At 44.2% G+C, this 14,337-nt stretch carries 16 protein-coding genes; 6 read left to right on the forward strand and 10 right to left on the reverse strand.

The annotated features are described in order from the left end of the window. Positions 1-218 precede the first annotated feature (218 nt). Positions 219-1,136, forward strand: coding sequence for a zinc dependent phospholipase C family protein (locus tag ACGTNI_RS13090; RefSeq protein ID WP_394463101.1), 918 nt, complete (start codon positions 219-221; stop codon positions 1,134-1,136). 41 nt (positions 1,137-1,177) lie between these two features. Here ACGTNI_RS13090 and ACGTNI_RS13095 read toward each other — a convergent pair whose 3' ends face one another. Next, positions 1,178-2,473 carry an MFS transporter gene (locus tag ACGTNI_RS13095; protein ID WP_394463103.1) on the reverse strand — a complete coding sequence of 432 codons (1,296 nt, stop codon included), beginning with the start codon at positions 2,471-2,473 and terminating at the stop codon, positions 1,178-1,180. 100 nt (positions 2,474-2,573) lie between these two features. Between ACGTNI_RS13095 and ACGTNI_RS13100 the strand changes: the two genes are divergently transcribed. Beyond that, complete coding sequence (locus ACGTNI_RS13100) at positions 2,574-3,194, forward strand: NAD(P)-dependent oxidoreductase (protein WP_394463105.1); 621 nt, start codon at positions 2,574-2,576, stop codon at positions 3,192-3,194. A gap of 238 nt (positions 3,195-3,432) precedes the next feature. On the opposite strand, the gene ACGTNI_RS13105 is transcribed toward ACGTNI_RS13100, so the two are convergent. The 4 genes from ACGTNI_RS13105 to ACGTNI_RS13120 all read right to left on the reverse strand — a co-directional run bounded on the left by ACGTNI_RS13105 (position 3,433) and on the right by ACGTNI_RS13120 (position 6,079). Beyond that, entirely contained in the window at positions 3,433-4,284 is an 852-nt protein-coding gene (locus ACGTNI_RS13105) for a M15 family metallopeptidase (protein ID WP_394463107.1), read from the reverse strand. Positions 4,285-4,433: 149 nt separating this feature from the next. Continuing rightward, a complete protein-coding gene (locus ACGTNI_RS13110; RefSeq protein WP_062444120.1) occupies positions 4,434-4,676 on the reverse strand; it encodes an IDEAL domain-containing protein in 243 nt (80 codons plus the stop codon). 298 nt (positions 4,677-4,974) lie between these two features. Continuing rightward, positions 4,975-5,586 (reverse strand): NAD(P)H:quinone oxidoreductase, encoded by a 612-nt coding sequence (gene wrbA, locus ACGTNI_RS13115; protein ID WP_394463109.1) that lies wholly within the window; start codon positions 5,584-5,586, stop codon positions 4,975-4,977. Positions 5,587-5,860: 274 nt separating this feature from the next. Then, positions 5,861-6,079: a hypothetical protein gene (locus ACGTNI_RS13120; RefSeq protein ID WP_085506860.1), complete on the reverse strand. Its 219-nt coding sequence runs from the start codon at positions 6,077-6,079 to the stop codon at positions 5,861-5,863. A 239-nt stretch (positions 6,080-6,318) separates the two neighbouring features. Between ACGTNI_RS13120 and ACGTNI_RS13125 the strand changes: the two genes are divergently transcribed. Beyond that, the gene (locus ACGTNI_RS13125; RefSeq protein ID WP_394463111.1) at positions 6,319-7,191 is read left to right on the forward strand and encodes a cation diffusion facilitator family transporter; all 873 of its coding nucleotides are present in this window, start codon (positions 6,319-6,321) and stop codon (positions 7,189-7,191) included. Positions 7,192-7,287: 96 nt separating this feature from the next. Here the strand turns inward: ACGTNI_RS13125 and ACGTNI_RS13130 are convergent, their stop codons facing one another. The 4 genes from ACGTNI_RS13130 to ACGTNI_RS13145 form a co-directional block, all read right to left on the reverse strand. Continuing rightward, positions 7,288-7,842 (reverse strand): GNAT family N-acetyltransferase, encoded by a 555-nt coding sequence (locus tag ACGTNI_RS13130; RefSeq protein ID WP_394463113.1) that lies wholly within the window; start codon positions 7,840-7,842, stop codon positions 7,288-7,290. 71 nt (positions 7,843-7,913) lie between these two features. Then, positions 7,914-8,423, reverse strand: a complete 510-nt coding sequence (locus ACGTNI_RS13135) for a hypothetical protein (RefSeq protein WP_394463115.1) — start codon at positions 8,421-8,423, stop codon at positions 7,914-7,916. 63 nt (positions 8,424-8,486) lie between these two features. Further along, positions 8,487-8,777 (reverse strand): AzlD domain-containing protein, encoded by a 291-nt coding sequence (locus tag ACGTNI_RS13140; protein ID WP_394463117.1) that lies wholly within the window; start codon positions 8,775-8,777, stop codon positions 8,487-8,489. After that, complete coding sequence (locus ACGTNI_RS13145) at positions 8,774-9,460, reverse strand: AzlC family ABC transporter permease (protein ID WP_394463267.1); 687 nt, start codon at positions 9,458-9,460, stop codon at positions 8,774-8,776. The genes ACGTNI_RS13140 and ACGTNI_RS13145 overlap by 4 nt, the downstream gene beginning before the upstream one ends. A 674-nt stretch (positions 9,461-10,134) precedes the next feature. On the opposite strand from ACGTNI_RS13145, the gene nhaC reads away from it, so the two are divergent. Further along, entirely contained in the window at positions 10,135-11,511 is a 1,377-nt protein-coding gene (gene nhaC / locus ACGTNI_RS13150) for a Na+/H+ antiporter NhaC (protein ID WP_394463119.1), read from the forward strand. Positions 11,512-11,752: 241 nt separating this feature from the next. Beyond that, positions 11,753-12,580, forward strand: coding sequence for an MBL fold metallo-hydrolase (locus ACGTNI_RS13155; RefSeq protein ID WP_394463121.1), 828 nt, complete (start codon positions 11,753-11,755; stop codon positions 12,578-12,580). Here ACGTNI_RS13155 and ACGTNI_RS13160 read toward each other — a convergent pair. Further along, a complete protein-coding gene (locus tag ACGTNI_RS13160; protein ID WP_394463123.1) occupies positions 12,577-13,362 on the reverse strand; it encodes a cobalamin-binding protein in 786 nt (261 codons plus the stop codon). The genes ACGTNI_RS13155 and ACGTNI_RS13160 overlap by 4 nt on opposite strands. Positions 13,363-13,457: 95 nt before the next feature. Between ACGTNI_RS13160 and ACGTNI_RS13165 the strand changes: the two genes are divergently transcribed. Next, positions 13,458-14,324 (forward strand): alpha/beta fold hydrolase, encoded by an 867-nt coding sequence (locus ACGTNI_RS13165; protein ID WP_394463125.1) that lies wholly within the window; start codon positions 13,458-13,460, stop codon positions 14,322-14,324. Positions 14,325-14,337 lie beyond the last annotated feature (13 nt).

A 14,337-nucleotide genomic window follows, 5' to 3' on the forward strand; every position in this document is an offset into this window, starting at 1 on the left:
TTTAGGGCTTCGCAGTTTGTATCAAAGATATATTTTCTTACGTCAATCTTAAAGAAACCGCCGTATACGGGTCCGTACGTACGGTGGTGTGAGAGGACGGAGGTTAGTCACCTCCTCCTACTCGATTAATGTAAGAAGGCCGTCTTCATATAGACTTTGCGACAAAACTGGTTTGTCTCCTGTATAATTAAAGCATATTATTGATTGGAGGGAAGGTTATGCCAAATATATGGACACATATTCACTTCGCACAATCATTATTGGATACACTTGAAAATACTGAACGTTATAAGGTTCTCTCCCCATTCATCAATTTAGGAGCCCAGGGACCTGATCCTTTTTTCTATCATCGCTTCTGGCCATTTCTGAAAAGTGAAGGAGTCGAGGAAGTCGGCATGCGCCTTCATACGGAAAACTGCGGGGATTTTCTCCTGGAGCTTATTGATCAAGGGACACATGCTGCCGCTCCTGTACAGGCTTATATTTTCGGGTTTATCACCCACCATATCTTAGACCGAAATACCCACCCTTACATACATTATCGTGCCGGTTATGAAGGGAACAAGCATCAAAAGCTTGAAGTGATCATCGACACCCTTCTTCTGGATCGTGATAGAAATTTGAAGACATGGCGAAACCCGGTCCATAAAGAAATCGATGTGGGAAAACAGCTGGATAAAGGATTGATCCACCTGCTTCGCAACACCATCGAGCAATATTACCCCGACTTGACTGCTGATCTTCCTGAAGATTATATTCAGGCATCGTATCGCGATATGAAGACTGCCATGCGCGTCTTATATGACCCGGCAGGCTGGAAAAACAAGCTGCTCGGCTCGCTCGTTTCCTCCTTCTCTCACCAGCCGGTTGAGGAAACGGAAGATTATCTCAATACGAAGGAACAAGAATGGCGGCACCCGGCTACTGGAGAAACAAGGCAGGAATCCTTTGACACCCTTTATAACAATGCATTTGAAGAAGGAAAAGATATCCTCTACCTAGTGACAGAGTATTGGAGAAATGGGGCAGCAGACTCCCTTGAGCAACTGAAAGAAAAGCTGGCCGATATATCTTATGACACCGGTGAACCCCTGCATAAAAAAGCGACAAACCAATATAGTGATCCGATTGTATAAGAAAAAAGCAAGTGGACAGTCCAAAACGTCCACTTGCTTTTTTAAGTATGAATTTCCACTTTATCCTGTAACTTTGTCTGATCTTTTGCATCTTTTGCTCCTTGCTCAATATCAACTTTCTGCAGCAATATCAAACCTGCTACAAAAAAGACGACAAGCGCCAGGATGCCCAGACGGCTTGAACCAGTCAATTGACCGACTAAAGCGAATAGGAACGGGCCAAATATGGCAGCAAATTTGGAAGATATCCCATAGAAGCCAAAGAATTCGGCATGGCGATCACCAGGAACCATACGGCCAAAGATCGAGCGGCTTAATGATTGAGCTCCACCCTGCACCATACCGACACAGGTGGCTAAAAGGTAAAAGTGAAGGGCTGATGTCATAAAATAGCCAATAATGACGATGATGATATATACGACCAGACTAAGGGACAATGCATTTTTGGCTGTTATTTTTCCAGCAATCCATCCAAAAAAGAAAGTGAATGGAATACCGACAAACTGGGTGATTAACAGAGCAAGAATCAAATCGTTACTGCCGATACCGATATCTCTTCCGTACACCGTCGCCATTTTGATGATAGTAGAAATACCATCATTGAATAGCCAGAATGCTACTAAGAACAGTAACAGCTGTTTATATTGCCTGATTTCCTTGAAAGTGGTGCTTACCCGCTGGAAGCCGATCCGTGCGAAGGATTTCGTCCGCTTCTGTTTGACCTTCTTTTCCTCAAAAATATTTTTAAATAATGGGATGGAAAATATCAGCCACCAGATACCCACCGATACAAAAGCGAGTCTGGTTGCCATCAATGTGTCTGTGATGCCGAATAATCCAGGCTGCATAATCATTAGCAGGTTGATAGCGAGAAGCACACCTCCGCCAATATATCCGAAAGCGAAACCCCAGGCTGATACTTTATCCATCGTATCCTCCTCGGCAACTTCCGGCAGAAAAGCATCATAGAAGACGTTTCCTCCTGAGTAGCCGATTGTGCCAAATACCATGAGAACGGAAGCCAGCAGGTAATCCCCTTCCCCTACAAAAGCCATCAGCATACTGGCCAACATCCCCATAAATGCAAAGAACATGAGGAACTTCTTTTTAGCCGCAGAGTAGTCGCTGATAGCTCCAAGGACAGGCGCAAGTACAGCAACAATCAATACGGCGATGGATTGGGTATATCCCCAATAGCTGGCGGCAAGCGATTCTTTCAGCCCTGCCGCTGCTACATCATAATAAAAAACAGGCAGTACGGCCGCCATCATGGTTGTGGCAAAGGCAGAGTTACCGAAGTCATAAAATACCCAGCTTAAGACCGGCTTCTTTTTCATATGCTTCCCCCATCGGAATACGACTTGTTATACTAAGCATAGCAAAATTTTACTGCTGTGATGCAAAATTTTTTCAGAATATTTTCTTAGGAGGATGCGAATGAAAATTGCTGTATTCGGAGCCACTGGGAGAGTCGGATCTTATATGACCACCTTTGCTTTGGAAGCAGGCTGGCAAGTTAAGGCTCTCGTACGAACTCCCGAAAAAATCATTCAAAAAATACCAGAACCCGAAGTCATCAAAGGAGACGTTTGCGACAAGCATTTAGTAGATGAAACAATTGCAGGATGTGACGCCGTCTTTGTCAGCCTTGGCACTGATAAGACAAATACACTTTCAGCCTCTGCCCCTCACATTGTTTCAGCAATGAAAAAACACGGAGTCATGCGAGCAGTGATCATAGGCACCGCCGGTATTTTAGCCAGCCGCCACCAACCAGGGAAATACCGGTTTGAAACACCAGAAAGCAAACGAAAAACCACTACGGCAGCCGAGGAACATTTAAAAGCCTATCAAATATGGAAAGCAAGCGGTCTGGAATGGACGTATGTCTGTCCCACTTACCTGCCTGATGGTGAGCCAACAGGTGAGATTCGCTACGAAGCGGACTTCCTCCCAGAAGATGGGAAAAAAATATCCGTAGGCGATACAGCCCGATTCGCCTTTCATGTACTCCATGATAAACGGTTTGAGTGTCAGCGGATCGGAATTTGCTATTGAATGTTAAGGGTGGTTTTTTAAGAGACAATCTAAATGGATGGGAGACAAATACTAGCGGATGAGAGGAATTAGAGCCTGTATGAGAGACAACTTCGCGAAAAAGAGAGACAAAAATTGGAATAAGAGTGCCACTTTTAAAATTAATTGAGACAACCGCCCTATTATAAGAGTCACTTGCTAATAAAAACACCACCTGTCAGCTAACAGCAATGCCTTAGCTTCAGGTGGTGATTTTTATTTATGGATACAGGCCGAAAAATTCTTCTAACGTTTCTTCCTGTTGATGGATTTCTGCGGCTGGCTCTTTGCCTACATAACGTAAATGCCATGGTTCATAGGCATAACCAGTGATATCTGATTTTCCTTCTGGGTAACGGATAATAAATCCATATTCATGGGCATGGTCTGCCAGCCACTGACCTTCTTTCGTTTCGATGAAGTCTTGATCCAGCTTAAAGGCAGCGGCAGCTGATGTTACATCCATCGCAAGTCCGGTCTGGTGTTCACTTGTACCAGGCTTGGCAGAAAACTGGTTAGCATGTTCTTCCCCATTTTTCTTCACATTATCTTCATAGATCAGTTTCTGACGTTCATATGAGCGATACCCGGATGCTGCAATGAGTTCCACTCCGTCCTGCTTCGCTCCCTTGAACAATTCTTCCAATGCCTCGGCAGCTTCCAGGCGCATTTGTTTTTTCTCATGAAATTCATCAAATGGGAAAGCAACTTCTGGTACAACAAGGTCATTCGGTTCAAAACCGTCTGGAAGCTTCCTGCTTTTATTAACCACTACAGTTAGAGCCTGCGGTTCATCTACCGTAACCATTTCATCTCCTTTATCTGCAGCTGGTTCTTCTGAAGCCTCTTCCTCATTATTTGCCGACTCGTCACTTTCTTCCTGTCCCTGTTCTTCCTTACCTTCTTCACCAGCTTCATTGGATTCATCTTCTTGCTCAGGCTTCTCGGGTGATTCTGGTTGGGAGTCGTTATCTGCGGGCGCCGACTCATTACCGGTTTCATTACTGAGCCCGCTGCATCCGGCCGCTAGCAGTAATAAAGAAACAAAAATCAGACTGTAAAATCGTTTCATGGCCAATATCCTTTCTTAAAAACTTAGCTGGTCGCCAATAAGTATAAAAATCTACTAGACAACTATAACATGGAAAAAGAATATTTTTACAGCCCTTAATCCAAAAAGACCGGCTCACCTTTAAGGTGAACCGGTCTGATATCTAATCATTATTCCCAAGTATAAGGCTGGTACTGCTTGCTTAAACGATCGAAACTATCTCGGTCTTCATTCGCGATTGCCTCATTGATCTTTTCATCCAATCTATGTTTATTGAACTCGTAACTTAATTCATCAAGAATCAATCTGGAGGCTAGCTGTAAACCAAAGGATAATTCTCGTTTAGCTGTGATTGTCTTATTTCCATAAACAGGGCTTCTTCGCAACACGTAATTGATTTTTTGCTTTTTCATGTGGCCTACCCCCTAATGACTTTTTTCTATTATGCAGGAAATCGCCGCGTTTTGCAACAATTTTCTGAATATTTACTATACAGTTCCCCGCTAATAATCTATTTAAACCTCAACGTAACGATTATTATTATGTAAATATTGGAATTGAATGAATCAAAAAGTCCCACCCGGGTGCTGCCAGATGGGACAAGTTTTATGAGTCTCTAAGCTCAATTTTCACTCGTACATCTATTGATTCCTTTAAAAAAGCTTAGAGTTTTCATATTACTCTGAGCAAGGATTTTCTATCTTGTTATCCTTATTGCTGCCCTTTCACTACCATTTCAGCTACTTGAAGTGTACGCAGCGCCTGATTGCGGACGGCTTCTTCTACATCTTCCTGCATATTGCCTTCTGCATCTACGGTTACGCTGGTTCCATATGGGTTCCCACCTGATGAGAATGCTGCATCGTTTGTGTAACCAGGTGCCGCAATCAATACACCCCAGTGGAAGAGACTCGTATATAGATTCAAAATAGTAGCTTCCTGGCCACCATGAGGGTTTTGCGCTGAAGACATTGCACTTGCTACTTTATTCACCAATTTCCCTTGGAACCAAAGACCGCCAGCCTGATCCATCAACTGCTTAAACTGTGCCGGAACGTTACCGAAACGTGTCGGTACACTGAAAATATAAGCGTCCGCCCATTCCAGATCATCTACTTTAGCTTCTGGTACATCTTTGGTCGCTTCATAATGTTCTTTCCAAGCTGGATTTTGCTCGATGGCTTCCTTTGGCGCAAGCTCAGGAGCCTTTACTAATTTGACTTCTGCCCCTGCCTGCTTTACTGCATCTTCGGCCCACTTGGCCATCTTATAATTGGTTCCGGTTGAACTGTAATAGATTACTGCTACCTTTACATTTGCCATAAATGATTCTCTCCTTCCTTTCAATCTTTTTTCAGGCAGGTTATACTGCCCTTTCCACATTTTAACTACATTCCCGCACTCCATACACTTCAAACTAAAGAATCTTTAATTGAAGATATATATTGCACTGGTCACTTCAAAAATAAGAGGAATCAGATAACGGAGGCTGCTCGTTGAACTGTTTTATCTATGTACATAGAGCACATATAAAAAGACTGCTCCAATAAGTCCTTGCTGGACTTATGGAACAGCCCCATGAAACAGGATGACTCCCTTAAATCACCATTTCGTAATAGGCCGGATATGTCCAGTAAGCATCCGTCCACCCTCGTTGAATGGATAATTCTTCAAAACTTCTTGCCTGGCTACCATAAAAACTAATCAATGCTTGTTCCGGCGTTTCAGACTCGGGGTTATAAGATAATAAGACTGGTTTAGAAAATTTCATTCCATCTACTGCACCCTCTATAATAACGGTTTCTTGAATAATCACACACCCACCCCTTTTCATAAAATTTTAAATATTATAATAATTGCCCTGTTGATTTTATATACCCTTGTAACAAAAAAGTAATCATCTTTTAATTTAATGGATGATTTGTTTGCTTCATACAAAGAATATTGCCATGCTACAAATACTGTGACAGAGGCAATCATTGTTTCTCTAGACTTATCCACGAAGGCTTTGGTAAGCTATTTATGCTCGACAGCCTAAATTGCGGAGGCATTACGATGAATGAATATGAAAACCTGAAACGAGGAGAAAAAGGGGCATGGCTCAGTATCATTGCCTACCTTGTTCTGGCAGCAGTAAAATTGACCATCGCTTATATCGGGGGCTCTTCAGCTCTGCGCGCCGATGGATTAAATAATACGACCGATATCATTGCGTCACTCGCGGTCCTGATTGGACTGAGAATCTCACGAAAACCCCCGGATGAAGACCATCATTACGGCCACTTCCGCGCAGAAACAATCGCCTCGCTGATCGCGGCTTTTATTATGATGACCGTGGGGCTCGAAGTACTTTTCGGTACCTTCCAGGCGATGTGGTTAAATGAATATAATCAGCCAAGCATGCTGACCGCCTGGACAGCCTTAGGCGGGGCTATTGTCATGATCGGTGTCTACCGCTTCAATCTATCTTTATCAAAAAAAATTGACAGTTCTTCCCTTTATGCTGCAGCCCAGGATAACCGCTCCGATGCCCTTGTCAGTCTTGGAGCATTCACAGGTATCATTGGAGCACAATTCGGCCTGTTTTGGCTCGACCCACTCGCCGGTTTCATTGTCGGTATCATCATTTGTAAAACAGCGTGGGATATCTTTTACGATTCTACACATACATTGACCGATGGATTTGATGAAGACCTGTTGCAGGATATCCGATATCATATTTCCAGAAATCAAGGGGTCTGGGAAGTAAAAGATGTTAAAGGGCGGCTGCAGGGCAACATTGTCCTGATTGATGTGACCATTCTTGTCGATCCCCATATCAGTGTTCAGCAAGGCCATAACATCACGGATGAAATCGAGGATATGCTCGAGAAAGAGTTAAATATCCGTTATGCCCAAATCCATATTGAACCATATGAAGAAAAATAAAGCCATGTCCCAGGGAGGTCATTTCCCGGCGACATGGCTTTTTTACTAGCACTATAAGTTAATTTCCCTTTCAGTAAAGGTAAACGGGGGTGTTAATCATATTTGGTGGTTTCTTTCACTGACAAAACGGTCTACCAGCTCATCGATATTCTTCCAGCCAAAAGCAGTCTCCTCATACGTACCTTCTCCAATTGTCACCATTTCGGCTTCAACCTGCTTCGCTCCGTATTTGCGGTAAAATTCGCTGGATGGGTTATTCGTAAGCACCCAAACGAGAAGCGAGTGATAACCAGCTTCCTTCATCTCTTTCCCGAATGCTTCTAATAGCATTCCGCCAAGTCCCTTTCTTTGATAGGAGTCGAGCAAATATATGGCATAGATTTCTCCATCATAACCGTAATGCTTGGTCCGCTCTTTGCCGCCTGAAACAAAGCCGACGACTTCTCCCTGCTCATTCTCAACGACAAGGGCGACCTGGCCGTTCACCGGCACCTTCAACACAGCTTCCCATAAGGCTATCCGGTTTTCAACGGTTATATTACTTACATCTTTTTCATCTATCAGATCTTTGTATGTAGATTTCCAGCTGCTGACATGCACATGAGCTATTTTTTCTGCATCTTCAAATACAGCCTTTCTTACTTGATACATGGGATGTCCTCCTTTTACATTAAATAGGAATGCCGGCAGCATTCGAGAAACGCTGCCAGCGATTATTCATGTTAACACTGAAAGCTGACAATACGGTCGGTGTCGATACCGAAATACACCCATTGTCTACGACGGGGACGCCAGCGATATCCTGCAACAGATTGACGGCCAATAAACACCGGATAAAACCAGAACCGCTGTCCGTTACGTAATCTTACACGCGTCATCCGGAATAAACAGCGGTAAAAAGCACCCGGATCTACTGCATAAACGCCTGGTCCTCCCTGATATGTCTGCGGACCAAATTGAGGGACATCGGATGGCGGTGGTGGCAATTGCATTGTCTGACCTGGTCCTCCGCCTCCTGGACCCGGGAATCCGCCTGGTCCTCCTGGAAAACCGCCCGGTCCGCCAGGGAATCCTCCTGGTCCGCCCGGAAATCCACCTGGGCCTCCGCCGGGACCCTGGCCTGGAAACCCGCCGCCTCCTGGGCCTAAACCAGGAAATCCACCAGGACCCTGCCCCTGACCTGGGCCGCCAAAGCCTGGTAAATTAAAAAATCCTCCTTGTTGTCGATCCATATACGATCAAACTCCTTTATAGGAATAATCTCTACACTATATGCATCGCAACAAGGCGTGTGACTAGAGCGTTACTAAAAAGACAGTAGCAATCGCTCCAACTACCACAAGGATAATGTTCAATCCAAACCAAGATAAAGCAATGGCTACTGCTCCACCGATCAGGCCGACATGAGGAGCATCGGGCTTTACCGTCATTATACCTGGAAAAATGAGAGCGCCAAGGGCTGCATATGGGATAGCATTCAACCACCTGTCCACCCAGGCAGGGAAATTCAATTTATCTACAATGAAGGCCGGCAAAAAACGAGGCACTGCAGTTACAACTGCCATACCTAAGATCACCCAGATCATTGTTCTTCCTCCCCTTTCAGCAGGAAGACCCCACAGCTTCCCCCGATAATCGTACCAAGCACAATCGCCCAGCCATCACTCATAAATAAGGAAAATAGAAAATTGATGAGCATGGCGAGAATGGCTATAAGTGCTACCTTCGTCTCTTTTTTTACGGATGGGATCAACAAACCGATAAACATTGCATATAAGGCAATTCCCATACTTTGACTGAGTCTGCCTGGTATCACATCTCCCAGTATTCCGCCTAAGAATGATCCGCCTACCCAGGATATATAAGCAGTCAAGATTAAAGCTCCGTAGAACCAAGTACCATAAGGCTCTTTCGCTTCTTTATTATGCAAGGAAGAAACGGTGAACGTTTCATCGGTAAGGCCAAGTGACAAGGGCACCTTCCACTTCAAGCTAATATCACGCAGGCGGTTCATAAAAGACAAACTCATAACAAAATGACGGAAATTCAATACGAAAGTAGCGATAACTATTTCGACCATGCCAGTTCCAAGCGCAATCATATTCGCCCCCATAAACTGGGCAGCACCAGCAAAAACAAGTATACTCATTAATGTCAGTTCCATATTAGTAAGCCCTGATTGTCTTGCCAGCACTCCATATGTAATCGCAATCGGCAAATAGCCGAGCATGATAGGAAATCCTGCAGCAATTCCCCGTTTGATCATCATCAAGCGTGCAGATTGGTTGGTTACAGCAACAGCATTAGGTTCCACGACATTCCCCCGCAATCATTAGATAAACTTGGCTTGTCGCCCTTTTTTGGCGAAAGCCTTAGTTTTTCTTATACTTTAATCCTTTAACGAGACTAAACCTTCTTAAAGTATTAGATAAACTTGGCATGTTGCCCTTCAATTTTAACGCAATATGACATATGCCTTCTTTGTTTATAAATTGGTTTTCTTCTTAACGATAGAAAATTTCCACTATTATACACAATTATAACGGAACTTGAAAGAATTTATAGTAAATACGCTCATGAAGAAAAATTTGACATCATGATATGCATTGACAACAATCCTTGCTTTCCTTTATATTTACTTTACAACATAAAAGCGTTTAAGCATAAAAGATTTGCACAGGAATACCGCAGTAGTATAGTCAGAAACAGCAGTCAGAGACTGGGTGTCCGCTGAAAATCCAGGTTTCTTTCTATCACGAAATACAGCATTCGCTAAGCGTGTTTTCTTTTTCAAGAGTGGATGATCATTTGTCATCAATCAGGGTGGTACCGCGGAGTAAGCTTCGTCCCTACAGAGGGATGGAGCTTTTTCTATGTCTGCGTACCAAATACCCTCCTGGCACATTCGCTTGATAGTCTTATTTATTAGTGGGAGGAATTGTCATGTTACATTTACAACCTAAGAACTTACCTCGGTTAATGGAATCTGTCAGCATGCTGGCCGTCATTGTCATCCTGATCAGTTATTTCATTATCGAACTGCAGAGTGTGCCCCATGTACCGATTTTACTGGCGGTGCTGATTATGATTACGTATGGATTTGCAAGAAAATTTTCCTTTAAGCACCTCCAGGAAGGTATGGTGCAGGGAGCTCAATCCGGGATGGGAGCTGTACTGATTTTTTTCCTGATTGGTATTCTGATAAGCAGCTGGATGGCAAGCGGGACAATCCCAGCGCTTATGGATGTATCGTTTGCTCTTGCAGGTGGCTCCTGGTTTTTGGCAATCGTATTTACAATTACAGCCATCACCGGCGTTGCACTCGGCAGTTCATTCACAACAAGTGCAACATTAGGCGTGGCTTTTCTTGGGGTAGCCCAGTCTATGGATGCTTCTCTTGCCATGACTGCCGGAGCGATTGTTTCCGGAGCATTTTTTGGAGATAAAATGTCTCCTCTATCTGATACAACCAATCTTGCTTCTACCGTGGTCAAAGTAGATTTATTCGAACATATCAAAAACATGACCTGGACGACAGTCCCAGCCTTCATTATTAGTTTTATCTTGTTTGCTGTCTTGTCTCCGCAAAAGCAGGTAGAATCCGAAAATTTAAATACGATCCACCAGGCATTGAATGATTCTGGTCTGGTCCATTGGAGTTCATGGATACCGGTACTTGTTTTACTTGCCATGACTGTTACCAAACGGCCGGCATTCGTTGCCTTAGCTGTGAGCAGTATAACTGCGACACTCATCGCGGGAGTTCGCGGCGTGTTGCCATGGGGAGAATTATGGAGTACGTGGTTCGCCGGATACAGTGCCAGCACAAATAATGAAATGGTAAACGAAATGCTTTCCCGAGGTGGAATCGAGAGCATGCTATTTACTATATCACTTGTCATTATTGCCCTGGCACTTGGAGGATTACTCTTTGTGACCGGAGTCATTCCCGCTGTTTTATTCCATGTTCAGCGCCTGCTGCAATCCGTACGGACAATCACTTTATCAACTGCTTTTACTGCAATCGGCATTAATGTTTTTATTGGTGAACAGTACCTGTCCATTTTGTTGACTGGTGAAGCCTATCAGGACGTCTATGATCGGGCAAAGCTTGCCAGAAAAAACTTGTCACGTACACTGGAAGATGCCGGAACAGTAATCAATCCCCTTGTACCTTGGAGCGTCTGTGGTGTATTCCTTGCTGATGTCCTTGGAGTAGCTGTCATCGATTATCTTCCTTTTGCGTTTTTCTGTTTGTTAAGCCCAATACTGACAATCATTTATGGACTGACCGGCAAAACAATTACAAAACAAGCATAGCGTTTATTTCAGCCGTTTTGCTTATGCGTGTCGTGTTTTTCAGGGCGCTTGCGCTTTTCTTATTGGCTAGATTCAGCGCCCAGACACTCGCGACATAAGCAACCCGTCTTGCGGAAGGGAAGGACACATTCCTCCAGCCGTTTTGCTTATGCGTGTCGTGTCTTTCAGGGCGCTTGCGCTTTTCTTATGCATAACATCTTTGTTTTCAATGAAGACTAAAAGAAAACAAGGAGTATGAGATATGGATAAGCATGAGGAACATTTACAAGAAGGCTGGAAAATGGACCATGCGGAACCCGATATCATCAAAGAGGACCTGGCGATATACCAGACGCTGGTTGCCAATGTCTGTATGATTGGTGCTAAGGGCTCAGACGATTGGGTGTTGATTGATACCGGGATTGCCCGCTATGGAGAACGGATACAGGCAGCATGTGAAAAGCGGTTCGGAAACCGTCCTCCCAAAGCCATCATATTGACCCATGGCCACTTTGATCATGTAGGATCGGCCAAATACCTATGCAAACATTGGAATGTCCCTTTGTTTGTCCATCCAATGGAATGGGATTATGTCATTGGAAGGCGGGATTATCCTGTGGGGGATTCCACTGTAGGAGGCGGGACAATCGCTTTACTCTCCCCATTCTTCCCATCACGTGGAAAAAACCTTGCCAAGTTTGCGGAAAAATTGCCAGAAGACGGATCATTACCATTTTTACCGGATTGGCGTTATATCCATACCCCAGGTCATACACCGGGACACATTTCATTATTCCGGGAAAAGGACCGAGCCTTGATTGCAGGCGATGCATTCACCACCGAAAAAACGGAATCCAGTTTATCTGTTTTCACCCAGGCCCAGCATGTACATGGGCCACCTGCGTATTATACGCATAACTGGAGGGAAGCAGAAGCTTCCGTCAAACTTTTGGCGGAACTTGATCCTTCCGTCGCCATTACTGGACATGGTCTTCCAATGGAAGGAGAAGTCCTTACCAAACAATTGAATGAACTGGCAGATAATTTTCGCGAACTTGCGATTCCTAAACATAAGCGGAACCTCCATTAATTCCTCCACTCTGTTTCAGGGTGAAGCAGTTCGGCAAGCTTTTTTAAACCTTCCAATAACCGTGGAGATGGTCTGCAGTACAGTGATTCTTCGAGAACATGAATTCTATCCTCTTTTATTGCAGGCATCTCCATCCAGCCCGGTCGCTTTTTCACAAGCGCCGGGTTCATTTTTTCTTCTTTCACTCCTACCCATACCATACAGATATGGTCCGGGCTACGTTCTAATACATTATCCCAATCTGTTTTAACATTCGCTTCCGTTTCTGTGCGGAAAATATTATACCCTCCGGCAAGTTCACTGATTTCTGTCAGCCAGTTCGCTTTACCAGGAGTGAAAATAGGTTTCGGCCACCACTCCCAATATAAGGAAGGGCGATCTTTTAGCTCCGCTGCCTTGTTACGGTAAATAGTAATCGTTTGTAAGAACTCTTCTTTCCTACCCCTGGCCTCAGCTTCTATCCCAATCGCCTTACCGACAGTGACAAGATCCTCTCCGATCTCTTCTAATGTATTAGGATTGAGAATAAGGAACGGCAGCCCCTTCTCTTTTAAGCCTTCGATGTTTTTTTCCATTCCTGGCACACTCAGTGATGCCAGTACAAGGTCAGGTTCCAGTGCTGCGACTTTATCAATATCAATCGATAAGTCAGGCCCGAGACGCGGAAGCTGATTAACGCTTTCCGGCCAATCCGAATAGTCATCCACTCCGACCAGCCACTCTGTTTTCCCTAGATATTCCAGTAATTCTGTATTACTGGGGCAAATCGATACAATACGCAAAAAATCCCCTCCCATTTCAAATTGTCAGGTATTTCATTTTCTTCCATTATAGCTTATATTTAAAGTATCGATAAACGAAAGGAAAGGGTGAAAGGATGAAGCCGGTATTATTGGAAACTTCAAACGGACTGGTTGAATTCAGGTATGAAGGAAAAGGACCAGTTATTCTGTTACTGAAAGGCGGCCATTGCAGCCGTGATACGGACCTTTCCCACCAAAGTCTGATCCACGAAGGTTATAAACTGCTGACCGTTTCTCGTCCAGGTTATGATAAAACCGATATTAAAACCGGAAAGACACCGGAAGATTTTGCAGACACCCTGATAGAAATCCTGGATCACCTGGCAATCCCATCTGTCCAGGTTATCTCTGTATCCGCAGCCGGTCCAACAGGACTTGCCCTGGCTTATTATTACCCTGAGCGTGTTACTTCTCTTATATTGGAAGCTGCACTTGTCACTCCTTGGGAGGTAAGGTTTAAACGCAAAGGAAAGCTGTTGTTTGGCCCGGCGGGGACACTCGTCTGGAAAGGACTCAGAGGTTTGTTGAAAGTGCACCCGGACTTCGTCATGAAAATGATGCTCAAAGAACTGACGACGGAAGATCCTGAAAAATTACTAAAACAATTATCCAGTCAAGATCGTAAGTTCGTTTATGAAATGTTAGCCACTTCCCATTCCGGAAAGGGATTTTCCGCTGATTTGGAACACCAGCCGATTGATTTATCTAATCTAACCGTCCCTGTATTAGGTATGTACGCCAAGAAAGATGGCAGTGTTCATTATTCGAATGCTATTCTGCTGCAATCACTTGTCCCCCATGGTGAAATTTATGAAGTACCGGCAGACAGCCACCTAATCTGGATTGGAGAACACGCAAATGCTGTCTGGCGAAAACGTCTGGACTTTTTACAGAAGCATACGAGAAAGCCATCTGCAAAACAAACTGTGGAGAGCCTTTAAAAAAAGCTGTTTC

Source organism: Thalassobacillus sp. B23F22_16 (assembly GCF_043496955.1).
Lineage (GTDB): Bacteria > Bacillota > Bacilli > Bacillales > Halobacillaceae > Thalassobacillus > Thalassobacillus devorans_A.